This is a genomic window from Cellulomonas xylanilytica (assembly GCF_007989805.1).
Classification (GTDB): domain Bacteria; phylum Actinomycetota; class Actinomycetes; order Actinomycetales; family Cellulomonadaceae; genus Cellulomonas; species Cellulomonas xylanilytica.
The window spans coordinates 236197-259099 of record NZ_BJUB01000004.1; the positions used below are offsets into that span (position 1 = coordinate 236197).

Below are 22903 nucleotides of genomic sequence, written 5' to 3' on the forward strand. Positions count from 1 at the left end.
CGGTCCCCGTCGGGGCGCTCCGACTAGCATGCGTCGATGCGCAGCTCACTCATGCAGAACGCGGAACGGTCCACCGAGCCCGGCAGCTTCGTGCTCCAGAACGAGCGGATGCTCAAGGTCGACCTCGCCGGCACCGGCGGCTTCTTCTACGCCAAGCAGGGGTCGATGGTGGCCTACCAGGGCGACGTCGACTTCAACTACCAGGGCAGCGGCGGCGTCGCCAAGATGTTCAAGAAGGCGTTCACCGGCGAGGGCATGTCGCTCATGAAGGTCTCCGGCAGCGGCGACGTGTTCCTGGCCCAGGACGCCGACGAGATCTTCATCATCCATCTCGAGGGCGAGAGCGTCACCGTCAGCGGGTCCAGCATCCTCGCGTTCGAGAGCACCCTGACCTGGGACATCAACCGCGTGGAGGGCGCCTCGATGCTCAGCGGCGGCCTGTTCAACACGACGTTCACCGGGACCGGCGCCCTGGCGGTGACCGCCTACGGGACGCCTGTGGTCCTGCAGGTCGACGTGCCCACCTACGTCGACATGCAGGCGGCGGTGCTGTGGTCGACGTCGTTGCAGTCCACGGTTCGCAAGACCGCCAAGCTCGGCGCCGTGATCGGCCGGGGATCCGGCGAGGCCTACCAGCTCGGGCTCACCGGACAGGGCTTCGTGGTGGTCCAGGCCTCCGAGGGTCACCCGCTGCCCGGCAGCCAGGGCTAGCCCCGGACGCACAGGAGCGGCCCACCGCACGGTGGGCCGCTCCTGTCAGGTTGCGCGACGGATCAGCGACGGCGTCCCGAGCCGGCGACGATCGCGACGCCGATCGCGGCGAGCACGACCTGGAACAGCAGCTCGATCCAGTCGATGCCGTCCGTCGTCTGGACACCGACCAGGCCGGCCAGCCAGGTACCCAGGAGCGCCGCCACGATGCCGACGAGGATCGTGACGAGGATCGAGATGTTCTGCTTGCCGCGGACGACCAGGCGGCCCAGGACGCCGATGATGGCGCCGATGATGATCGCGGAGATGATGCCTGCGGGGGTCATGATGAGGCTCCTCACGGTGATGAAAACGCCGGGTACGGCGACGAGTGAATCTAGGGGTGATCGGCCCGGTTCGCGCGCTGAGACGAGAGGTTGCCTCCGTGGCGAGCATCCGCATCGGCACCTCGGGGTGGTCGTACGACCACTGGGAGCACGTCCTGTACCCGCCCGGACTGCCCTCGTGGGAGCGGTTGGGCCGGTACGTCCAGGAGTTCGACACCGTCGAGCTCAACGCCAGCTTCTACCGGTGGCCCCGGGACTCGACCTTCGCCGGGTGGCGTCGACGGCTCCCGGAGGGCTTCCGCATGTCCGTGAAGGCGTCGCGCGGCCTCACCCACGCCAGGCGCCTGTACGCACCCGAGCCCTGGCCGGACCGGATCGCGCGCTCGTGGCACGAGCTCGGTGACAGGCGCGAGGCCCTGCTCGTCCAGCTGCGGCCGGACCACGAGCGGGACGACGCCCGGCTGGACTGGTTCCTCGGCTCGCTGCCCGACTGGGTGACGGTGGCCGTCGAGCTGCGGCACCCGTCGTGGCAGCACGACGACGTGTTCGACCTGCTGGCCCGGCACGGCGCCGCCAACGTCGTCATGAGCGGCGCGCACCTGCCGTGCGTGCTGCGCGCGACCGCGCGGACCGTGTACGTGCGGATGCACGGCCCGGACCACGACCACCTCTACGGCGGCTCCTACTCCGACGACGACCTGCACTGGTGGGCCGACCGCATCCGCGAGTGGTCCAGCGCCGGTCACGACGTGCTCGCGTACTTCAACAACGACGGCGGGGGCAACGCGGTGCACAACGCGCGCACCCTGCGCCGGATCCTGGGCGCGTGACCTGGGCGCCCGTCGCTCGACGCGCGCCGACGTCCCACCGGTCCTACGCTCGCCTCTCGCACGAAGACTGACCGACGAGGAGGTCGAGATGCACAGCGACGACAGGATCGTCCACGACACCGGTGACGACGCTCCGGTGGTCCGCGACGTGAAGGCGGAGGCCGAGGCCGAGCTGACCGACGCCGAGAAGATCAAGGCCGACGGGCTCGACGAGGAGAACGCCGACCCCCGCTAGGACCCGCACAGCAAGGCGCCGCAGCCCCACCGGGTGCGGCGCCTCGCTCATGCCCGCCGTGCGCGGGCGCCGGACCGGACGCACGATGGACGGACCCCGGTGGAGCAGCCCGCCGTCACGCACGCGCCACCCCCGGCGCGTCGACGGAGAGGCGCACCATGCGCGCAGTCGTCTACAACGGTCCCCGCGACGTCACCGTGACGGAGGTCCCCGACCCGCGGATCCAGGAGCCGACGGACGTGATCGTCCGCATCACGACCACGAACATCTGCGGGTCGGACCTCCACATGTACGAGGGTCGGACGAACGTCGAGCACGGCACGGTGCTGGGCCACGAGAACATGGGGGTCGTCGCCGAGGTCGGTCCTGCGGTGACCCGGGTGCGCGTCGGGGACCGGGTCAGCGTCCCGTTCAACATCGCGTGCGGCACGTGCCGCAACTGCCTGCACGGGTGGACCTCGTTCTGCCTGCGCACCAACCCCACCCCGGGCGTGGACGGTGCCGCGTACGGCTACGCGAACATGGGTCCGTACCCCGGCGGGCAGGCCGAGGCGCTGCGGGTCCCGTTCGGGGACGTGAACCTGCTCGAGCTCCCCGAGGGCACGGACCACGAGAACGACTTCACCATGCTCAGCGACATCTTCCCCACCGGCTGGCACGGCACCGAGCTCGCCGGCATGGCACCGGGTGACGACGTCGCGGTGTTCGGTGCCGGCCCCGTCGGTCTGATGGCGGCGCACAGCGCCCTCATCCGTGGCGCCTCCCGCGTGTTCGTCGTCGACAAGGAGCCTGACCGGCTGGCGCTCGCGGACAAGATCGGCGCCCTGCCCGTCGACTTCTCCGCCGGCGACCCGGTCGAGCAGATCATGGACGCCACCCTGGGCCGGGGCACCGACTGCGGCGTCGAGGCCGTCGGCTACCAGGCGCACGACCCGTCCGGCGACGAGCACCCCGAGCTGGTCCTGGACAACCTGGTGCAGGTGGTGCGCAGCACGGGAGGCATCGGCGTGGTCGGCGTGTACGTGCCGCAGGACCCGGGCGCAGCGACCGAGGGCGCCAAGGAGGGGCGGGTCGCGTTCGACTACGGGACGTTCTTCTCCAAGGGCCAGCACATGGGCACGGGGCAGGCGCCGGTCATGCGCTACAACCGCCAGCTGCGCGACCTGATCGTCGCGGGCCGGGCCCACCCGTCGTTCCTGGTCTCGCACGAGCTCAGGCTCGACGACGCGGCCGACGCCTACGCGCACTTCGACGCCCGCGAGGACGGCTGGACGAAGGTGCTGCTGCACCCCGCGTCGTGACCGGCGGACCCCACCGCGGTACCGCACAATCGTCCGCGTGACCGCACCGGACGAGCCGACGCCCCTCCCGCCGACCCGCCGCCGACCGGACGGTGCCACCGGTGCGACCCGTGCCACGCTGATCCTCGGCCTGGTCCTGGCGCCGCTCCTGCTGGCGGCGGTCGTCGGGATGCTCCTGACCTGGCCGCAGGACGACGGCGCGACCGGTCAGCGGGCGGGGCTCGTCGACGTCGGCGTCGAGCACGTCACCGCGACGGTCACCGGCACCCGGGCGCAGCAGTGCGAGTCCACCGTCGAGGACCGGCTGCCGGACGGCTCGCAGCCCGACCAGGTCCCGTGCCTGAAGGTCCTCGCCACCGTCACGTCGGGCGCCGAGTCGGGGCGCGACATCGAGGTGTGGGCCACCCCCACGCTGACCGCCTCCGACGTCCCGGACGGGACGCGGATCGTCGTGCAGCACTACCCGGCGGCCGACGGTGCCCCGGAGACGTGGGCCTGGTCCGACTTCGCCCGCGGTGTCCCGCTGGCCACCCTCGCGCTGGCGTTCGTCGTGGTCACGGCGCTGGTCGCCGGGTGGCGGGGCGTGCGCGCGATCGTCGGCCTGCTCCTGGCGTTCGTGGTGCTGTGGCAGTACGTGCTGCCGGGGCTGATCGCCGGGGAGAACGCCATGGTGCTGGCGCTGTGCGCGTCGGCGGTGATCATGGCCGTGGTGCTGTACCTCGCGCACGGGTTCTCGCTGCGCACCAGCACGGCGCTGCTCGGCACCCTGACCGGCCTCCTGCTGGTCGGCGCGCTGGGCGCCCTCGGGGCCGACGCGGCGCACCTCAGCGGCGCCACGACCGAGGAGGACTACCGCCTGGCGGGGCTCCTCGGCGACAACGGGGCGGCCGCGCTGCGCGGGGTCTTCCTGTGCGGCGTGGTGCTCGCCGGGCTCGGGGTCCTCAACGATGTCACCATCACCCAGGCCTCGGCCGTGTGGGAGCTGCGCGCCGTCGACCCGCGTGCGACGTGGCAGGGCCTGTTCACGGGTGGGATGCGGATCGGCCGGGACCACATCGCGTCGACGATCTACACCATCGCCTTCGCGTACGCCGGTGCCTCGCTGCCCGTCCTGCTGCTGCTGCAGATCTACGGGCTCCCGCTGGGTCAGACCCTGACCAGCGGGCAGTTCGCCCAGGAGATCGTGCGCACCCTGGCGGGTGCCATCGGGCTCATCCTGGCGATCCCGTTCACCACCGCCATCGCGGCCGTCGTCGCCCACGCGCAGGCACCGGCGGACCTGCGCCGGAGCTCAGGGCACAGTCACGTCCACTAGCTCCGGCTCCCCCTCGGTCGCCGGTGCCGACCGACCGGACCGGACCACCCACGCGGCGATGGCCGTCGTCAGCGGGATGGCCAGCACCAGCCCGATGGAGCCGACCAGCGTCCGGGCCACCTCCTCGGCCAGCTCGCCGCTGGTCAGGGCGTCGAGCATGCCGCGGTCGGAGATGCTCACCAGCAGGACGAGCGGCAGCGTCGCGCCGACGTAGGCGAACACGATCGTGTAGACGGTCGACGCGATGTGGTCGCGGCCGATCCGCATGCCGCGGCCGAACAGCTCCCGCCACCCGGCGTCGGGCGAGCTGCCGTGGAGCTCCCACACCGCGGACGCCTGCGTGATCGTCACGTCGTTCAGCACACCGAGGCCGGCGATGACCATGCCGCACAGGAGGATGGCGCTCATCCGCGCCTGCGGGGCGTACGACAGCAGGTCGAGCGCGTACTCCCCCGACAGCCCGGTCAGGTGCGCCGCGCCGCTGGCCCAGGACGCGAGGAAGCCCGTCGCGACGAGCCCGAGCAGGGTGCCGACGAGGGCCGTCGAGGTCTTCAGCGTGAAGCCGTGCGCCAGGTACAGGACGACGAACATGATGGCCGACGACGTCACCAGGGCCACCGGCAGGGCCGGCTTGCCCTCGAGCAGCGCCGGGAGCATGAACACCCCGATGACGCCCATCGAGATGCCGAGCCCGACGAGCGCGGCGACGCCCCGCCACCGGGCCACGGCGACGACCAGCACCGCGAACACCGCGGCGAGCAGCCCGAGCGGCGGACCGCGCACGAAGTCGGTGAACACCAGTCCCGTCTCCGGCGTCCCCATCGCGCCGAGGTCGGCGGCGATGATCCGGTCTCCCGGGTGGACCTCGGGCAGGTACTCCGGCGGGACCTGCACCCACGCGCTCGACCCGTCGGCCGTGGTCACGCGGACCTGCCGCAGCGGGTCGGAGGCCTCCGGGAACACCTCGGCCACGGTCACCGTCGGGAAGGTCATGCCCGGCGGCGCCGTGTCCAGGACCGGCCGCTCGCCCGTCGGCCACAGCACCCACGCACCGACCAGGGTGACCAGCAGGGCGGGCACCAGGATGGCCGTGAACACCCGGCGCGCGTGCCGACGGACCTGCGGCGAGGCCGGGACGCCGTCGTGGGTGTGCGCGCTCATCGCCCCAGGATCCGTCGGCGCGCCCCGCGACCGGGCCGGGACACGCCGTCGCTCGCACTCCGGGAGCGCGGTGTCACGTCCCGCCGTCCCGTGCGGTCGAAGAGACGACCAGCGCGTCGCTGGTCACCGACACCGGAGGTTCACCCATGAGGATCGTCGTCATCGGCGGCACAGGGCTCGTCGGCTCGAAGCTGGTCACGCTGCTCGCCGCGCAGGGCCACGAGGCCGTCGCCGCGTCGCCCGGCACCGGCGTCGACACGCTGACGGGCGACGGCCTGGCCGACGTGCTGGTCGGCGCCGACGTCGTCGTCGACGTGTCGAACTCGCCGTCGTTCGAGGCGGCCGCCGTCCTGGAGTTCTTCGAGACCTCGACCCGCAACCTGCTGGCCGCCGAGGCGGTCGCGGGCGTCCGCCACCACGTGGCGCTGTCGGTCGTCGGCACCCAGCGCCTCCCCGAGAGCGGCTACTTCCGCGCGAAGATCGCGCAGGAGCAGCTCATCGAGACCTCCACGATCCCGTACTCGCTGGTGCACGCGACCCAGTTCTTCGAGTTCGTCGGCGGCATCGTCGACTCCGCGACCGACGGCTCGACGGTGCGGCTGGCCCACGTGCTCATCCAGCCGATGGCCGCCGACGACGTCGCGGAGGCGCTGCGGGACGTCGCGCTCGGCGCTCCCACCCACGGCCGCGCCGACATCGCGGGGCCCGAGCGGTTCCGGCTCGACGACCTCGGACGCCGCTTCCTCGCGGCGCGCGACGACCCGCGCGAGGTCGTCACCGACCCGACCGCCACGTACTTCGGCGCGACGCTCGACGAGGACACGCTGGTCCCGGTCGGCGAGGCCGCCCTGGGCCGCACCCGCCTCGAGGACTGGGCGGCCCCTCGACGCTGAGGCGACCCCTATGTTGGGTCGGGTGACCAGCGACACCACGGACAACCCGAGCGCGCCGGCCGCCGGGCGCAACGCCAACGTCCCGGACTCCGACCTGGCCGCGTTCGAGGACGTGCGCCCGCGGCTGTTCGGCATCGCCTACCGGATGCTGGGCAGCGTCGCGGAGGCCGAGGACGTGGTGCAGGACGCGTGGCTGCGGTGGCAGGGCACGGACCGCCGCGTCGTGCGCAACCCCGCGGCGTTCCTCACCACCACCACGACCCGGCTCGCCATCAACGCGACGACCTCGGCGCACGCCCGGCGCGAGACGTACGTCGGCCCCTGGCTCCCGGAGCCCGTGGACACCACCGCGGACCCCGCGCTGGGGGCCGAGCGGGCCGAGGCGCTCGAGCTTGCGGTGCTCCTCCTGCTCGAGAAGCTGGGGCCGACGGAGCGTGCCGCCTACGTGCTGCGGGAGGCGTTCGGGTACTCCTACCGGGAGATCGCCGACGTCCTCGAGATGTCGGAGGTCAACGCTCGCCAGGTCGCCCGCCGGGCGCGGGAGCACCTGGAGTCCGGGCGCTCGGCTCCCGCCTCCCCCGCCCGGCATCGCCGGCTGCTCGAGTCCTTCGTCGCGGCTGCCCGGGTCGGGGACCTCGACGGGCTGGAGCGCCTGCTCGTCGACGACGTCGTCGTCCGGCCGGACGGCGGCGGCGAGGTGCACGCCTCCCGCGTCGAGCTCGTGGGCGCCGCGCGCACCGTCACGTTCCTCGACAACGTCCTGCGCAAGTACTGGCAGGCCTCCACGCTGCGGATCGTCGAGGCCAACGGGGGCGCCGCCCTGCTGGTCACGTCGGCCGCCGGCGAGCCGCAGGCGGTCGTCGCACTGGACGTGTCCGACCGCGGGATCGAGCACGTCTACATCGTCGTGAGCCCCAGCAAGCTGCGGCAGTTCGCGCCCGCCGCCTGACGGTGTCACGTCCGGGCGTCCTGCACGGTCGAGAGGGTGTGACACAGATGCGCAGGATCGTGATCGTCGGTGGTGGCTACGCGGGCTTCTACGCCGCGTGGAACCTGGAGAAGAAGCTGCGTCCGGACGAGGCGGAGATCATCGTGATCGACCCCCGCCCGTACATGACGTACCAGCCGTTCCTGCCCGAGGTGATGGCCGGGTCGGTCGAGGCCCGCCACGCCGCGGTCTCGCTGCGCAAGCACCTGCGCCGCACCACGGTGGTCGCGGGCGAGGTGACCCGGGTCGAGCACGCGCGCCACGCGCTGCAGGTCCGCCCCGCCGACGGCGACCCCGTCGAGATCTCCTACGACGTCGTCGTCATCACCGCCGGCGCGGTCACCCGTACGTTCCCCATCCCGGGCATCGCGGAGCACGCCATCGGGATGAAGCACGTCGAGGAGGCCGTCGCCATCCGCGACACGCTCCTCACGTCGTTCGACCGCGCGTCGGTGCTGCCCCCTGGACCCGAGCGCCGGCGGCTCCTGACCGTCACGTTCGTGGGTGGCGGCTTCTCGGGGGTCGAGGGGTTCGGTGAGCTGCTGTCGCTGGCCACCTCGCTGCTGCGCTCCTACCCGGAGCTCTCCCCCGCCGACCTGAGCTTCCACCTGGTCGAGGCGGCGGGTCGCATCCTGCCCGAGGTGACCGACGAGCCCGGACGGTGGGTGGTGCAGGCCCTGGAAGCACGGGGTGGCCACGTCCACCTGAACACCCAGCTGGTGTCCGCCGTGGGCGGGCACGTGGTCCTCTCGACCGGCGAGGCGTTCGACTCCGAGCTGATCGTGTGGGCTGCGGGCAACGCCGCGAACCCGGTGGTCGCGCAGCACACGGACCTCCCGGTCGACGAGCGCGGGTTCCTGCGGGTCCGGGCGGACCTGCGGATCGGCACCCCGGACGCCGTCGTGCCCGACGCCTGGGCGGCCGGTGACGACGCAGCGGTCCCGGACGTCGCCGTCGGGACGCCCGGCGCCCGCACCGTGCCGAACGCCCAGCACGCCGTTCGCCAGGGCAGGCACCTCGCGGCCAACCTCACCGCGGTGCTGCGCGGCGGGACCCCCAAGCAGTACGTGCACCAGAGCCTGGGCGTCGTGGCCACGCTCGGTCTGGGCCAGGGCGTGTTCCAGTACCGCGGGCTCGTGGTCAAAGGCTTCCCGGCCTGGGTGATGCACCGCGGCTACCACGTGCTGGCCGTGCCCACGTGGGAGCGCAAGATCAGGGTCCTGGCCGGCTGGCTGGCCGCGGGCGTCTTCGGCCGGGACATCGTGTCGCTGGCCGGCGTCCAGCACCCCCGGGACGCGTTCGTGCGGGGAGGCGCGCCGCGGTAGTCCGTACTGCCAGGATGACCCCGTGAGCACACCGGTGCCGGGCCTCGTCGCCCGACGATGGCGCAGCCGGCGGTCCGCCGCGGTGGCGGGGATCGTGTTCGCGGTCCTGCTCATCGCCGCGCTCGTGATGATGCGGCTCGCCGTCGGGGACGAGACCGTCGGCGGGAGCCCGCTCGACGCCCGCCGACGCGCCCTCGTCGGCCTCGCCCTCGACCTCGTGCCGTTCGCCGGGATCGCGTTCCTCTGGTTCATCGGCGTCGTGCGCGACCAGCTCGGCGAGGTCGAGGACCGCCTCTTCTCGACCGTCTTCCTGGGCAGCGGCCTGCTCTTCCTCGCGATGGTGTTCCAGGGCGCGGTCACGGCGAGCAGCCTGGTCGCCATGACGTCCGGCGAGGACCTCGACGCCGGCGTCTGGACGTTCGGCCGGAGCACCACCGAGGCGCTCGTCTCGGTGTACGCGATGCGGATGGCCGCCGTGTTCACGCTGTCGGTCAGCACGGTCGCCCTGCGTACCGCCGCCGTGCCGCGCTGGGTCCCGTTCAGCGGCTACGCGGTCGCGCTGGTCCTCCTGCTCGTCGCGGGCCAGCACAAGTGGGCCCAGCTGCTGTTCCCCGTCTGGGTCCTCGTGCTCAGCGTGGCCATCCTGCTGACGCCCGGACGAGCGCGGACCACCGGGACCGGGTGAACCTGGAGATCGCCCGGCCCCAGGCTTCTCCCGGCGACTTAGCCGCCTCTAACGTGGACAAACCGGACACCGCGACCAGCGCGGTGTCCGTCGTCCATCAGGGGGAACTCATGGCACGTCTCCGCATGTCGCTCACCGCCGCCGTCCTCGCCGGCGCCGCGCTCCTCACCTCGGCCGGCCCCGCGGCCGCGTGCCGGCTCGACCCGCGGGCCGACCCGACCACGTGGGAGTACGACGGCGTGTACGCGTGCACCAAGGCCCCGGTCGGCCACGGTGTGCGCACGTACACCAAGCCGTCGCCGGTGGCGTTCGTGGTGATCAAGACCGGGAAGACGTACTTCGTCAGCGAGCTCGGCGACGCCAACGAGGGCGACCGCACCTACACCTTCGACAAGCCCATCCGTTTCGTCATCACCTGCGACTTCACGGACGCGTAGGGCCGCCCCCCGCCTGCCGCGCCGCGGCCTCGAGCCGCTCGCGGTAGGCGGGCCAGCCGATCGAGGGGATGTTCGCGTCGTCGGGGCGTCGGCCGACCGCACCGTCGAGGAGCTCGCGCACGATGTCGGCATGGCCCGCGTGCCGGGCCGTCTCCACGCACATGTGCACCAGCATCTGGTGGAGCGTCACCGAGCGGCGGTCCTCGCCCCACCACGGCACGTCACCGGGCGCGTCCAGAGGCAGCGCGTCGATCGTCGCGTCGGAGTGCGCGGCCGAGAGCTCGTGGAGCTCGATGATCCCCTCGCGCGTCTCGTCGGGGGTCGCCCACATGTCCGCGTTGACCTCCGCGGCGTCGTCGAACCACGGCAGCTCGCGCTCGCTCGGTCGCCCGAACACCTCGCCGAAGTAGCCGAGCTGGACGCTGGCGACGTGCTTGACCAGCCCGAGCAGGTTGGTGCCCGTGGGCGTCATCGGCCGCCGGACGTCGTACTCCCCCAGACCGTCGAGCTTCCACAGGAGGCTCGTGCGCTGGAGGCGCAGGTACTCGTGCAGCGTGTCCTTCTCGTCCATCCGGCCACTATGCCGTGCCCCGTGGGACTGAAGAGCCCACATGCGTAGGGTCCGGGTGTGGAGACCCTCCGCTACGGCACCCACCCCGACCAGGTCGTCGACGTCACGTTCCCACCGGGTGCGACCACGCCGCCGCTCGTGGTGCTCCTGCACGGCGGGTTCTGGCGCGTCGCGTACGACCGGGTGCACCTGCGGGTGGTGGCCGACGCGCTGACGGCCGAGGGGTACGCCGTGGCGAACGTCGAGTACCGCCGGGTGGGTGGTGACGGGGGCTGGCCCGCCACGTTCACGGACGTCGGTGACGCCGTCGATGCCGTGCAGGCCGCGCTCGACGGCCGCGTCGACCTCGCACGGGTGGCCGCCCTGGGGCACTCGGCCGGCGGTCACCTGGCGCTCTGGGCCGCGGCGCGGGACCGGCTCCCGGCGGGTGCACCCGGCCGCTCGGCGCGTGCACCGCTGGTCCGCGGTGTCGTGGCTCTCGCGCCCGCCGCCGACCTCGCCGTGGTAGACCGGCTCGGCCTGAGCGGCGGTGCCGTCCGCGAGCTGCTCGGTGGCAGCCCGACCACCGTCCCCGACCGCTTCGCCGCCGCCGACCCTGCCGTTCTCGGCACCCCACGGGCCCGCACGGTCGTCGTGCACGGCCTGCTCGACGACGTCGTGCCCGTCGAGGTGGCGCGCAGCTACTGCGACCGCACGGGCGCCGACCTCGTCGAGGTCCCCGGCACCGGCCACTTCGAGCTCGTCGACCCGACGTCCGCGGCATGGCCGGTCGTGCTCGCGAGCCTGCGGAGGGTATTGACCTGACGCGGCACGGTGCACCGGTCCAGACTTCGGGAGACCTGCGCCCGCACCCCGGAGGAACCATGAGCACCGACCTGTTCGAGACCCCTGCGGCCGACGCGGAGCCAGCCGCCTTCGCGGACCGGGTCCTGGCGGCGACGCTGGGCGGGATGGACCTGGTCGCCATCCACCTGGGCCGCAGCCTCGGCTGGTACCAGGCGCTCCTCGACGCCGGGCCGCTCTCGTCCGTCGACCTGGCGGGCCGGACCGGCACCCAGGAGCGCTACGCCCGCGAGTGGCTGGAGCAGCAGGCCGTGGGCGGGTGGTTGCTCGTGGACGACGGGGACGACGACGGCACGGTCGACGCGACCCGTCGCCGGTACCGGGTGGCGCCCGGCGCGGTCAGCGTCCTCACCGACCCCGACAGCCCCCTGCACGTCGCGCCGATGGCCGGCTTCGTCATGGCGGTGTGCCGTCGGATCGACGACCTCGTCGACGCCGCCCGGTCCGGCGGCGGCGTGAGCTGGTCCCAGCTCGGGGACGACGCCCGCACGGCCCAGGCCGCGCTCAACCGCCCGCTCTTCCTGGACGACCTCCCGCACCGGATCGTGCCGTCGATCCCCGAGCTGCACACCGCCCTGCAGGGTGGCGCACGCGTCGCGGACATCGGGACCGGTGAGGGCTGGTCGTCCCTCGGCCTGGCGGCTGCGTTCCCGGAGCCGACGTTCGAGGGGTTCGACGTCGACGAGCCCTCGGTCGCGGCGGCGGGTCGGCACGCCGCCGACCGCGGGCTCGACGGCCGCGTCACGTTCGCGACCGTGGACGCCGCCGAGCTCGCCGGCAGCCGCGCCGGCGCGTTCGACGTCGTGATGGCGTACGAGTGCGTCCACGACATGCCGGACCCCGTCAGCGTCCTCGCGGCGATGCGCGCGATCGCTCGCGACGACGGCTTCGTCCTGGTCATGGACGAGCGGACCGCGGACTCCTTCTCCGCACCCGCCGACCCGGTGGAGCGCCTGCTCTACGGGTACTCGATCGTGTGCTGCCTCCCCGACGGGCTCTCGACACCCGGCGGGGTCGGCACCGGCACCGTGATGCGTCCGTCCGTGCTCGCCGGCTACGCCACCTCAGCCGGGTTCTCGCGCGTCGAGGTCCTCCCGGTCGAGCACGAGATGTTCCGGTTCTACCGGCTCCACCTCTGACGGCTCGCCCGACGGCCGGGAGACGGCAGGGTCCGATCCCACCGGCGCGGTGGGCAGCAGGCGGGAGAACCAGAGCGCGAGAGCCGCGATCACGGCCAGCACGGCGAGGCTCGCCCGCAGCGCGTCGATGCGGGCCGCCTCGTTCTCGGCGACGATCGCCGCAGCCTCGTCGGCGGGGAGCCCGGCGTCCTCCAGCGCGCTCGCCAGCTGGACGTCGGAGACGAACGGCACCCCCGACGCCAGCTGGACGCTCGCGGTCTCCGCGACCTCGGCGCTCACCTGCGGGTTGGAGCCGAGGCCGACGAGCAGGGTCGAGGTCAGCGTCGCGATGAGGATCGACCCGGCGACCGCGGTCCCCAGCGACGCGCCCAGGTTGGTCATCGTGTTCTGCACGCCGCCCACGTCGCCCGCGTCCTTGTCGGCCACGGCCGAGACGGTGACCGCTCCGAGCTGCGACGACAGCGCGCCCACCCCGAACCCCGCGAGCAGCAGCGGGACGGCGACGATCTCCGCACCCGCGCCCACCTCGAGCGCACCCATGAGCGCCACGATGCCCAGAAGCATGCTGGTCAGGCCCCAGCGGACCACCTCCCGCGGGGAGGCGTTCGGGAAGAACCGCGGGATGCCGACGGCGGCGACCAGCAGCGAGACGGACAGCGGCAGCAGCCGCACCCCGGTCTGCAGCGCGGTCAGGCCCAGGGCGATCGAGAGGAACAGCGGCACGACGAAGAACAGCCCCGCCTGGATCATGAACTGGAAGAAGAACATCGTCAGCCCGCCGGCCAGCCGGGCGTTGCGCAGCATCGCGGGGCGCACGAGCGGCTCGCGACCGGCTGCCACCATCCGGTTCTCCCACGAGAAGAACAGCCGCAGCACCACCATCCCTGCCAGGACGAGCCAGATGGTCGGGGACAGACCGAGCCACGACGGACCGCCCGGACGGGTGAGCACCCACCCCCACTCCCCCGACCGCAGCACACCGAAGACCGCCAGCCCGAGGCCGAGGGCCGACAGGACCGATCCGACGTAGTCGAGGCGGAACCGTGCCTCCGGTGCGGCGTCGGCCAGCTTGCGGGTGAGGGCGAGGATGCCGATGACGAGCACGACCTCGCCGGCGAACACGTACCGCCAGGTCCAGTACGTGGTGACGAACCCGCCGATGAGCGGACCGGCCGCCACCGCGATGGCACCTGCGGACGCCACCAGCCCGTACGCCCTCGGGCGGTCCTTCGACACGAAGTTCGACGCCACCAGGGCGACGATCGCGGGCATGATCAGGGCGGCTCCGAGCCCTTCCAGCACCGACCAGCCGATGATCAGCACCGTCAGGCTCTGCGCGATCGACGTGACGAACGACCCGCACGCGTAGATCACGCAGCCGATGGCGAACGCGCGCCGCCGGCCGATCAGGCTGCCGATCTTGCCGCCGGTGATCATCATGCTGGCCATGACGAGCGTGTAGAGCGTGATCGCCGTCTGGATACCGGTCACCGTGGTCCCGACGTCCGCGGCGACCTGGGCGATGGACACGTTCATCACCGAGCTGTCGAGCGTCATGAGGAACTGCGCCGTGGCGAGCGTGAACAGGACCAGGCCCGCCGCTCCGCCGGACTTCTGGGCCATCGGGCACCGCTCCCCGTCTCCGGCTGCACCGGCACTCTCGTCCGGCGGACTGGACCCAAGAGGTACCACCAACGTGCCCGTCCGCGCTACGGACCAGGCGCTACGCTGCCGGAGACCGAGGGGGTGGGCAGTGGGCGAGACGGCTGAGCCCGGGCGCGTCACGGAGTCCGGCTGGTACCGCCACCTCGACCTCGTCGCGACGATCCTGCTGGCCGTGGCGACCGTGGTGACGGCCTGGTCGGCGTTCCAGAGCAGCCAGTGGGGCGGCGTCCAGGCGATCGCCTACAGCACGGCCGCGCGCGAGCGGGCCCAGTCCAACCAGGCCGCGACCCTCGCCGGCCAGCAGACGACCATCGACGTGATGCTCTTCACCGACTGGCTCGCCGCCCTGCACGAGGAGGGCGACGCGATCCTGCCCGAGCCGTACGTGCCCGACCCCGAGCAGTACTCCGGGTTCCTGTTCGAGCGGTTCCGGCCCGAGTTCACGCCCGCGGTGCACGCCTGGCTGGCCGAGGACCCGCTGACCGACCCAGGCGCGCCTCCCAGTCCCTTCGCGATGGACGAGTACGTGCTGGCGTCGACCACCGAGTCGGTCCGGCTGGACAAGGCGTCCGAGCGGTCCGCGGCCGAGGCGCGGATCGCCATCGAGCGCAAGGACAGCTACGTGCTGGCCACCGTCATGTGCGCGTCCGTGCTCTTCTTCTCCGGCATCGGTTCCAAGCTGGGCTCCCCCCGCCGGCGCACCGCGATGATCGCGATCGGCGGTGTCGTCCTGCTCGCCACCGTCGGCGTCGTGCTCACGTTCCCCGTCCAGGTCTGAGCCGCACACACCCCCGGACGACGTTCGGCCCCGCGGCAGGGCGCGGGGCCGAACGGGTCGTACGACGACGGGAGAGCGTCAGGCGACGCGGCCGCTCGCGTTCTCCTCGTCACCGATCTTGTGCACGACGATCGAGTTGGTCGAGCCGACGACGCCCACCGGCGCACCGGCGACGACGACCACGTAGTCGCCGACCTCCGCCAGACCGTTGGCGCGCAGCGTGGAGTCCACCTGGCTGACCATCGCGTCGGTGTTCTCGACCGACGGCACGCGGTACGTCTGGACGCCCCAGCTGAGCGACAGGACGTTGCGCACGTCGTCGACCGGCGTGAACGCCAGCAGCGGGATCTCCGAGCGCAGGCGCGACATGCGGCGGGCGGAGTCACCCGACTGCGTGAACGTCACCAGGTACTTGACGTCGAGCGTCTCGCCGATCTCCGCGGCCGCGCGGGTGATCGCCCCACCACGGGTGTGCGGCGTCGAGCCCAGGGGCGCGATGCGCTCACGGCCCAGCTCCTCGGTCGCCTCGATGATCCGCGCCATGGTGCGCACGGTCTCGATCGGGTAGTCCCCGACGCTCGTCTCGCCCGACAGCATGACCGCGTCGGCACCGTCGAGCACCGCGTTGGCGCAGTCCGAGGTCTCGGCGCGGGTGGGCCGCGGGTTGGTCGTCATGGACTCGAGCACCTGCGTGGCCACGATGACCGGCTTCGCGTTGCGACGGGCCAGCTCGACCGCGCGCTTCTGCACCAGCGGCACCTGCTCGAGCGGCAGCTCGACGCCCAGGTCCCCGCGGGCCACCATGATGCCGTCGAACGCCGCGATGATCTCGGGGAGGTTCTCGACGGCCTGCGGCTTCTCGATCTTGGCGATGACCGGGACGACCCGGTTCTCCTCCTCCATGATCCGGCGCACGTCGTCGTAGTCCGCGGCGGAGCGGACGAACGACAGGGCGATGATGTCCGCGCCGACGTTGAGGGCCCAGCGCAGGTCCTCCGCGTCCTTGTCGCTCATCGCGGGGACGGAGACGGCCACGCCCGGCAGGTTGAGGCCCTTGTTGTTGGACACGGTGCCGGGGACCTCGACGCGGGTCACCACGCGCGAGCCCTCGACGGCGGTCACGCGGACCAGGACCTTGCCGTCGTCGATGAGGATCGGGTCGCCGACCCGCGCGTCGTCGGTGAGCCCCTTGTGGGTCGTGGAGACGAGCTCCTTGGTGCCCTCGACGTCGTCGGTCGTGATGGTGAAGGTGTCACCGACGGCCAGGTCGTGCTTGCCGTCGACGAACCGGCCGAGGCGGATCTTCGGACCCTGCAGGTCGACGAGGACCGCGACGGACCGTCCGGACGCCTGGGCGGCTGCGCGGACGTTGTCGTACACGCGCTTGTGGACCTCGGTGTCGCCGTGGCTGCGGTTGAGCCGTGCCACGTCCATCCCGGCGTCGACGAGGGCCTGGATCTGCTCCGCAGACTCCGTGGCGGGGCCGATGGTGCAGACGATCTTTGCTCTACGCATGAAGCGAGCCTATGCCTTCCGTTGTTCCATGGTCGGACCGCAGGTCCCGTCCGACCAGCGCGGTCGGACGGTGCAGGACCCATCGGTCAAGGGGGGTTCAGGGGCGCAGCGCCACGGTGCTGGCGGTGACGGGGGACGGCAGCTCCGTGCTGCCCGAGAGGTAGGTGTCGACGGCCGCCGCCGCGGCACGGCCCTCGGCGATCGCCCACACGATCAGCGACTGCCCACGGCCGGCGTCCCCCGCGACGAACACGCCGGGGACCGTCGTGGCGTAGTCGTCGGTGCGGGCGACGAGCCCCCGGGACGTCAGCTCGATGCCGATCTGCTCGGTGAGCGGGTCCACCTCGGGGCCGGTGAAGCCCATCGCGACCAGGACCAGGTCCGCCGGGATCTCGCGCTCCGTGCCCGGCGTGGGCACGCGACGACCGTCGGACAGGTACTCGGTCCTCGCCAGGGTCAGCGAGCGCACGGCCCCGGACTCGTCACCGACGAACTCCACGGTCGAGGCGAGGTAGTCGCGCTCGCCCCCCTCGGCGTGCGAGGACGAGACCTCGAACAGGATCGGGTCCGTGGGCCACGGCTGGTGCTCGGGACGCTCGAGCGGCGGGCGCTTGCCGATGGCCAGCGTGGTCACCGACGCCGCACCCTGTCGGAGCGCGGTACCGAGGCAGTCCGAACCGGTGTCGCCGCCGCCGATGATGATGACGTGCTTGCCCGTGGCGGTGATCTGGTCGGCCACCGGCTTGCCCGCGGCGACCGCGTTGGCCTGGTGCAGGAAGTCCATGGCGACGTGCACGCCGCTCAGCTCCTTGCCCGGCACCCGCAGCTCGCGCGGGACGGTGGCACCGGTGGCGACGACGATCGCGTCGTAGCGCGCCTGCAGCTGCGGCCACGTCACGTCCCGACCGACCTCGACGCCCGGGCGGAACCGGGTGCCCTCGGCCTCCATCTGCGCGAGGCGGCGGTCGATGTGGATCTTCTCGAGCTTGAAGTCCGGCACGCCGTAGCGCAGGAGCCCGCCGATGGCGTCGTCGCGCTCGTACACCGCGACCGTGTGCCCGGCCCGCGTCAGCTGCTGCGCGGCGGCCAGGCCGGCCGGACCGGAACCGACGACCGCGACCGTGTGGCCGGTGAGCCGCTGCGGGACCTGCGGGGTCACGTAGCCCCGCTCGTACGCCTCGTCGATGATCGAGACCTCGACGTTCTTGATCGTCACCGGCGGCTGGTTGATGCCCAGCACGCAGCTCGACTCGCACGGCGCCGGGCAGATCCGCCCGGTGAACTCGGGGAAGTTGTTCGTCGCGTGCAGCCGGTCGATGGCGTCCGACCACTGCCCACGCCACACCAGGTCGTTCCACTCCGGGATGAGGTTCCCGAGCGGGCAGCCGTTGTGGCAGAACGGGATGCCGCAGTCCATGCAGCGCCCGGCCTGCTCCTTGAGGTACGGCTGGCCGTCCTGCAGGTGCTCGTGGACGTCCTTCCAGTCACGGAGCCGGACCTCGACGGGGCGGTTGGGCGGGAGCTCACGGTCCCGCACCTTCAGGAAGCCGCGGGGGTCAGCCACGGGCCACCTCCAGGATCTGGTCCCACACGCCGGGCGCGGCAGGGTCGAGGCCGTCGGCCTCGGCCTGCGCGAGCGCACGGCGGACGCGGGCGTACTCGGTGGGCAGCAGGCGCGTGAACCGCGCCCGGGTCGAGGCGAAGTCCTCGAGCAGCTGGGCGGCGACCGGCGAACCGGTCTCCTCGTGGTGCGCGCGCAGGAGGGACTGCACCAGCGCGGCGTCCTCGTCGTCGAGCGGGTCGAGCGCGAGCTCGTTGGTCCGGACGGCGTCGGTGTTCACCAGCGCCGGCACCAGGTCGAGCACGTAGGCCGTGCCGCCCGACATGCCGGCGCCGAAGTTGCGGCCCGTGCGGCCCAGCACCAGGACGGTGCCACCGGTCATGTACTCGCAGCCGTGGTCACCCACGCCCTCGACGACCAGCGTCGCGCCGGAGTTCCGGACGCCGAACCGCTCGCCGACGAGCCCGCGCAGGAAGATCTGCCCGGTGGTCGCGCCGTAGCCGATGACGTTGCCCGCCACGACGTTGTGCTCGCTCGAGAGGGCGGCGTTGCGGTCCGGCCGCACCACGATGCGCCCGCCCGACAGGCCCTTGCCGACGTAGTCGTTGGCGTCACCGAACAGCCGCAGCGTGATGCCGCGGGGCAGGAACGCCCCGAACGACTGCCCGGCGGACCCCGTGAGCGTGACGTCGATCGTGTCGTCCGGCAGCCCCGTCCCGCCGAAGCGCTTGGTCACCTCGTGGCCGAGCATGGTGCCGACGGTCCGGTTGACGTTGCGCACCGGCAGGTCGATCCGGACCGGCTCGCTGCGCTCCAGCGCGTCGCCGGCCAGCGCGATCAGGCGGTTGTCGAGGGCGCGGTCGAGACCGTGGTCCTGGTCCTTGGTGTGGTGCAGCTCGGTGCCGGGGACCGGCGACGGGACGGCGAGCACCGGTGCGAGGTCCAGGCCCGCGGCCTTCCAGTGGTCGATCGCCGCGCGGGTGTCCAGCAGCTCGACGTGCCCGACGGCCTCGAGCAGCGTGCGGAAGCCCAGCTGGGCGAGCAGCGCCCGGACCTCCTCGGCCACGAACTCCATGAAGGTCACGACGAACTCGGGCTTGCCGGTGAAGCGCGCGCGCAGCTCCGGGTTCTGCGTCGCGACGCCCACGGGACAGGTGTCGAGGTGGCAGACGCGCATCATGATGCAGCCCGAGACCACCAGCGGTGCGGTGGCGAACCCGAACTCCTCGGCACCGAGCAGCGCACCGATCACGACGTCGCGGCCGGTCTTGAGCTGGCCGTCCACCTGCACGACCACGCGGTCGCGCAGGTTGTTCAGCACGAGGGTCTGCTGCGTCTCCGCCAGGCCGATCTCCCACGGCGTGCCCGCGTGCTTGAGCGACGTCAGCGGGCTCGCCCCGGTGCCGCCGTCGTGACCCGAGATGAGCACGACGTCGGAGTGCGCCTTGGCGACACCCGCCGCGATGGTGCCGACCCCGAACTCGCTGACGAGCTTCGTGTGGATCCGTGCGCTCGGGTTCGCGTTCTTGGCGTCGTGGATCAGCTGCGCCAGGTCCTCGATCGAGTAGATGTCGTGGTGCGGCGGCGGCGAGATGAGGCCGACGCCGGGCGTCGAGTGCCGCGTCCGCCCGATCCACGGGTACACCTTGTTGCCGGGCAGCTGACCGCCCTCGCCGGGCTTGGCGCCCTGGGCGAGCTTGATCTGGATGTCGTCGGCGTTGGTCAGGTACTCGCTGGTGACGCCGAACCGGCCCGACGCGATCTGCTTGATCGCGGAGCGCCGCACCGGGTCGTGCAGCCGCTCCGGGTCCTCGCCGCCCTCGCCGGTGTTCGACTTGCCGCCGATGCTGTTCATCGCGACCGCGAGGGTCTCGTGCGCCTCGACGGAGATCGAGCCGTACGACATGGCGCCCGTGTTGAACCGCTTGACGATCTCGCTGACCGGCTCGACCTCGTCCAGCGGGACGGGCGGGCGCTCGCCCTCCTTGAACGCCAGCAGGCCGCGCAGCGTCATCAGACGCGACGCCTGCTCGTCCACCCGCGAGGTGTACTGCTGGAAGACGTCGAACTGTCGCGTCCGGGTGGAGTGCTGCAGCCGGAAGACCGTCTCGGGGTCGAACAGGTGGTCCTCGCCGTCGCGGCGCCACTGGTACTCCCCGCCGACCGCGAGCCGCAGGTGGGCCTGCCGGTTGCCGCTGGCCGGGTAGGCGTCGGCGTGGCGTGCGGCGACCTCGGCCGCGATCACGTCCAGCCCGATGCCGCCCAGGCGGCTCGTGGTGCCGGTGAAGTACTTGTCGACCAGCGGCTGCGACAGCCCGATGGCCTCGAACACCTGCGCACCGCGGTAGGACGCGATCGTCGAGATGCCCATCTTCGACATCACCTTGAGGACGCCCTTGCCGAGCGCCTTGATCAGGTGCGCGACCGCCTTCTCCGGGTCCACGCCGGGCAGGTACCCGTTGCGCGCGAGGTCCTCCACGGTCTCCATGGCCAGGTACGGGTTCACCGCGGCGGCGCCGTAGCCGATGAGCAGCGCGACGTGGTGCACCTCGCGCACGTCACCGGCCTCGACGACGAGCGAGATCTGCGTGCGGGTGTGCCGGCGCAGCGTGTGGTGGTGCACGGCGGACAGCAGCAGCAGCGACGGGATGGGCGCCAGGTCGGCGTCGGAGTTGCGGTCCGACAGCACGAGGAAGCTCACACCGTCGGCGACGGCGGCGTCGACCTCGGCGAAGATCTCCTCGAGCCGCGCCTCGAGCGCCGCTCCCCCGCCGTCGACCTTGTACAGGCCGCGGATGGTGACCGACCGGAAGCCCAGCGACGGCTCCTTGGCGACGTGCACGATCTTGGCCAGCTGGTCGTTGTCGATCACCGGGAACGGCAGGATCAGCTTGCGCGCGTGCCCCGGGCCGTCCTCGAGCAGGTTGGGCTCCGGGCCGATGGCCCCGCCGATCGCGGTCACCAGCTCCTCGCGGATCGCGTCCAGCGGCGGGTTGGTCACCTGCGCGAACATCTGCGTGAAGTAGTCGAAGAGCATCCGCGGACGCGTCGAGAGGACCGCGACCGGCGTGTCCGAGCCCATCGCACCCAGCGGCTCCGCGCCGGCGGCCGCCATCGGGCTGAGCAGGATCTTGAGCTCCTCCTCGGTGTACCCGAACGCGCGCTGGCGACGACGCACCGAGGCCGCCGAGTGCGCGACGTGCTCGCGCTCGGGCAGCTGCTGCAGGAACACGGAGTTGTCGCGCACCCACTCGGCGTACGGACGCTGCGCCGCCAGGGAGGACTTGATCTCCTGGTCGTCGATGATCCGGCCCTTGCCGGTGTCCACCAGGAACATGCGGCCCGGCTCCAGGCGGCCCTTGGCGACGATCGTCGCGGGGTCGATGTCCAGCACGCCGGCCTCGGACGCGCAGACGACCAGCCCGTCCTCGGTGACCCAGTACCGGCCGGGACGCAGCCCGTTGCGGTCCTGGACCGAGCCGATCAGGGTGCCGTCGGTGAACGTGATCGCCGCGGGGCCGTCCCACGGCTCCATGAGCGTCGAGTGGTACTCGTAGAACGCGCGGCGCGACGGCTCCATCTGGGCGTGGTTCTCCCACGCCTCCGGGATCATCATCATGACCGCGTGCGGCAGGGTCCGCCCCGACAGGTGCAGCAGCTCGAGCACCTCGTCGAAGCTGCCCGAGTCCGAGCCGCCCGGGGTGCAGACCGGCAGCAGCGGCGTCAGGTCGCCCAGCTCGTCGCTGGCCAGCGTGCCCTCGCGGGCGGCCATCCAGTTGCGGTTGCCGCGGACCGTGTTGATCTCACCGTTGTGCGCGATCATCCGGAAGGGCTGCGCCAGCGGCCACGACGGGAACGTGTTGGTGGAGAAGCGCGAGTGCACCAGCGCGATCTCGGAGGCGTACCGCGGGTCGGACAGGTCCGCGAAGAACGGCTCCAGCTGTCCGGTGGTGAGCATGCCCTTGTACGCGATCGTGCGGGCGGACAGCGACGCGAAGTACAGGCCGTGCTCCCGCTCGGCCCGCTTGCGCAGCCGGTACGCGCGCCGGTCCAAATCGATGCCCGAGAGCTCGCGCGACGGGTCGGCGACGACCAGCTGGCGGAACACCGGCATGGAGGCGCGGGCGGTGGGGCCCACGAGGTCGGCGGTCACCACGACCTCCCGCCACGCGAGGACGTCGAGCTTCTCCTCGGCGGCGATCGACTCGAGCGCCGCGACGGCCAGGCGCTGCTCGGTCTCGTCGACCGGGAGGAACGCCATGCCGATCGCGTAGAACCCGGCCGGCGGGAGCTCGGCGTCCACCACGTCCCGCAGGAACGCGTCGGGGATCTGCGTGAGGATGCCGGCACCGTCGCCGCTGTCCTCCTCGGCGCCCACGGCGCCGCGGTGGTCGAGGTTGAGCAGCGCGGTCAGTCCCGCGTCGACGATGTCCCGACCGGGGGTGCCGCGCAGCGTGGCGACGAAGGCGAATCCGCACGCGTCGTGCTCGGCAGCGGGGTCGTAGAGACCCTGCGGCAGCGGCGCGCGTACTGCGCCAAGGCTCGCGGGCGACGTCGACATCTGCACCGTCCTCACGGTCCCCGACGGGTCGGGGAATTGCACGAACAAGGGGGGAACGGGGAC

General features: G+C 72.3%; 20 protein-coding genes. 13 read left to right on the forward strand and 7 right to left on the reverse strand.

Going from position 1 to position 22903, the window contains the following annotated elements:
* Window positions 1-36: 36 nt before the first annotated feature.
* On the forward strand, window positions 37-711 hold the full coding sequence (locus CXY01_RS08200) for an AIM24 family protein (protein ID WP_146845044.1): 675 nt from the start codon (window positions 37-39) through the stop codon (window positions 709-711).
* Between the two features lie 62 nt (window positions 712-773).
* Here the strand turns inward: CXY01_RS08200 and CXY01_RS08205 are convergent, their stop codons facing one another.
* On the reverse strand, window positions 774-1037 hold the full coding sequence (locus CXY01_RS08205; protein ID WP_146926922.1) for a GlsB/YeaQ/YmgE family stress response membrane protein: 264 nt from the start codon (window positions 1035-1037) through the stop codon (window positions 774-776).
* 98 nt (window positions 1038-1135) lie between these two features.
* Here CXY01_RS08205 and CXY01_RS08210 point away from each other — a divergent pair, with 98 nt between their 5' ends.
* The 4 genes from CXY01_RS08210 (at window position 1136) to CXY01_RS08220 (ending at window position 4718) form a co-directional block, all read left to right on the forward strand.
* Window positions 1136-1867, forward strand: coding sequence for a DUF72 domain-containing protein (locus CXY01_RS08210; RefSeq protein WP_146926924.1), 732 nt, complete (start codon window positions 1136-1138; stop codon window positions 1865-1867).
* Window positions 1868-1955: 88 nt separating this feature from the next.
* Window positions 1956-2102 (forward strand): hypothetical protein, encoded by a 147-nt coding sequence (locus CXY01_RS20800; protein WP_186813328.1) that lies wholly within the window; start codon window positions 1956-1958, stop codon window positions 2100-2102.
* 158 nt (window positions 2103-2260) lie between these two features.
* Window positions 2261-3403, forward strand: coding sequence for a glutathione-independent formaldehyde dehydrogenase (locus tag CXY01_RS08215; RefSeq protein ID WP_146926926.1), 1143 nt, complete (start codon window positions 2261-2263; stop codon window positions 3401-3403).
* 37 nt (window positions 3404-3440) lie between these two features.
* Window positions 3441-4718, forward strand: a complete 1278-nt coding sequence (locus CXY01_RS08220; RefSeq protein ID WP_246125154.1) for a YibE/F family protein — start codon at window positions 3441-3443, stop codon at window positions 4716-4718.
* Here the strand turns inward: CXY01_RS08220 and CXY01_RS08225 are convergent.
* Window positions 4695-5879 carry a YibE/F family protein gene (locus tag CXY01_RS08225; RefSeq protein ID WP_146926929.1) on the reverse strand — a complete coding sequence of 395 codons (1185 nt, stop codon included), beginning with the start codon at window positions 5877-5879 and terminating at the stop codon, window positions 4695-4697. The two genes, CXY01_RS08220 and CXY01_RS08225, sit on opposite strands and share 24 nt — an antisense overlap.
* A 146-nt stretch (window positions 5880-6025) precedes the next feature.
* Here CXY01_RS08225 and CXY01_RS08230 point away from each other — a divergent pair, with 146 nt between their 5' ends.
* The 5 genes from CXY01_RS08230 (at window position 6026) to CXY01_RS08250 (ending at window position 10207) form a co-directional block, all read left to right on the forward strand.
* Window positions 6026-6772 (forward strand): SDR family oxidoreductase, encoded by a 747-nt coding sequence (locus CXY01_RS08230; protein WP_146926931.1) that lies wholly within the window; start codon window positions 6026-6028, stop codon window positions 6770-6772.
* A 22-nt stretch (window positions 6773-6794) separates the two neighbouring features.
* Window positions 6795-7721: an RNA polymerase sigma-70 factor gene (locus CXY01_RS08235; protein WP_246125155.1), complete on the forward strand. Its 927-nt coding sequence runs from the start codon at window positions 6795-6797 to the stop codon at window positions 7719-7721.
* Between the two features lie 47 nt (window positions 7722-7768).
* Window positions 7769-9085 carry an NAD(P)/FAD-dependent oxidoreductase gene (locus CXY01_RS08240; RefSeq protein WP_146926936.1) on the forward strand — a complete coding sequence of 439 codons (1317 nt, stop codon included), beginning with the start codon at window positions 7769-7771 and terminating at the stop codon, window positions 9083-9085.
* 22 nt (window positions 9086-9107) lie between these two features.
* Complete coding sequence (locus CXY01_RS08245; RefSeq protein WP_146926938.1) at window positions 9108-9770, forward strand: hypothetical protein; 663 nt, start codon at window positions 9108-9110, stop codon at window positions 9768-9770.
* Window positions 9771-9880: 110 nt separating this feature from the next.
* Complete coding sequence (locus tag CXY01_RS08250) at window positions 9881-10207, forward strand: hypothetical protein (RefSeq protein WP_146926941.1); 327 nt, start codon at window positions 9881-9883, stop codon at window positions 10205-10207.
* Here the strand turns inward: CXY01_RS08250 and CXY01_RS08255 are convergent.
* Window positions 10194-10778, reverse strand: a complete 585-nt coding sequence (locus tag CXY01_RS08255; protein WP_146926944.1) for a DinB family protein — start codon at window positions 10776-10778, stop codon at window positions 10194-10196. The two genes, CXY01_RS08250 and CXY01_RS08255, sit on opposite strands and share 14 nt — an antisense overlap.
* Window positions 10779-10835: 57 nt before the next feature.
* Between CXY01_RS08255 and CXY01_RS08260 the strand changes: the two genes are divergently transcribed.
* Both CXY01_RS08260 and CXY01_RS08265 read left to right on the forward strand, forming a co-directional pair.
* The gene (locus tag CXY01_RS08260) at window positions 10836-11582 is read left to right on the forward strand and encodes an alpha/beta hydrolase family protein (RefSeq protein ID WP_146926946.1); all 747 of its coding nucleotides are present in this window, start codon (window positions 10836-10838) and stop codon (window positions 11580-11582) included.
* Between the two features lie 59 nt (window positions 11583-11641).
* Entirely contained in the window at window positions 11642-12760 is a 1119-nt protein-coding gene (locus CXY01_RS08265) for a class I SAM-dependent methyltransferase (RefSeq protein ID WP_146926948.1), read from the forward strand.
* Here CXY01_RS08265 and CXY01_RS08270 read toward each other — a convergent pair.
* Window positions 12686-14383 (reverse strand): MFS transporter, encoded by a 1698-nt coding sequence (locus CXY01_RS08270; RefSeq protein ID WP_146926950.1) that lies wholly within the window; start codon window positions 14381-14383, stop codon window positions 12686-12688. The two genes, CXY01_RS08265 and CXY01_RS08270, sit on opposite strands and share 75 nt — an antisense overlap.
* A gap of 130 nt (window positions 14384-14513) precedes the next feature.
* On the opposite strand from CXY01_RS08270, the gene CXY01_RS08275 reads away from it, so the two are divergent.
* Window positions 14514-15203, forward strand: coding sequence for a hypothetical protein (locus CXY01_RS08275; RefSeq protein WP_146926952.1), 690 nt, complete (start codon window positions 14514-14516; stop codon window positions 15201-15203).
* A gap of 78 nt (window positions 15204-15281) precedes the next feature.
* On the opposite strand, the gene pyk is transcribed toward CXY01_RS08275, so the two are convergent.
* From pyk to gltB, 3 genes are all read right to left on the reverse strand, one after another.
* Entirely contained in the window at window positions 15282-16718 is a 1437-nt protein-coding gene (pyk, locus tag CXY01_RS08280; protein WP_146926954.1) for a pyruvate kinase, read from the reverse strand.
* A 97-nt stretch (window positions 16719-16815) separates the two neighbouring features.
* Window positions 16816-18282, reverse strand: coding sequence for a glutamate synthase subunit beta (locus CXY01_RS08285; protein ID WP_146926956.1), 1467 nt, complete (start codon window positions 18280-18282; stop codon window positions 16816-16818).
* Window positions 18275-22840, reverse strand: a complete 4566-nt coding sequence (gltB, locus tag CXY01_RS08290) for a glutamate synthase large subunit (RefSeq protein ID WP_146926958.1) — start codon at window positions 22838-22840, stop codon at window positions 18275-18277. Before gltB ends, CXY01_RS08285 begins: the two co-directional genes overlap by 8 nt.
* Window positions 22841-22903 lie beyond the last annotated feature (63 nt).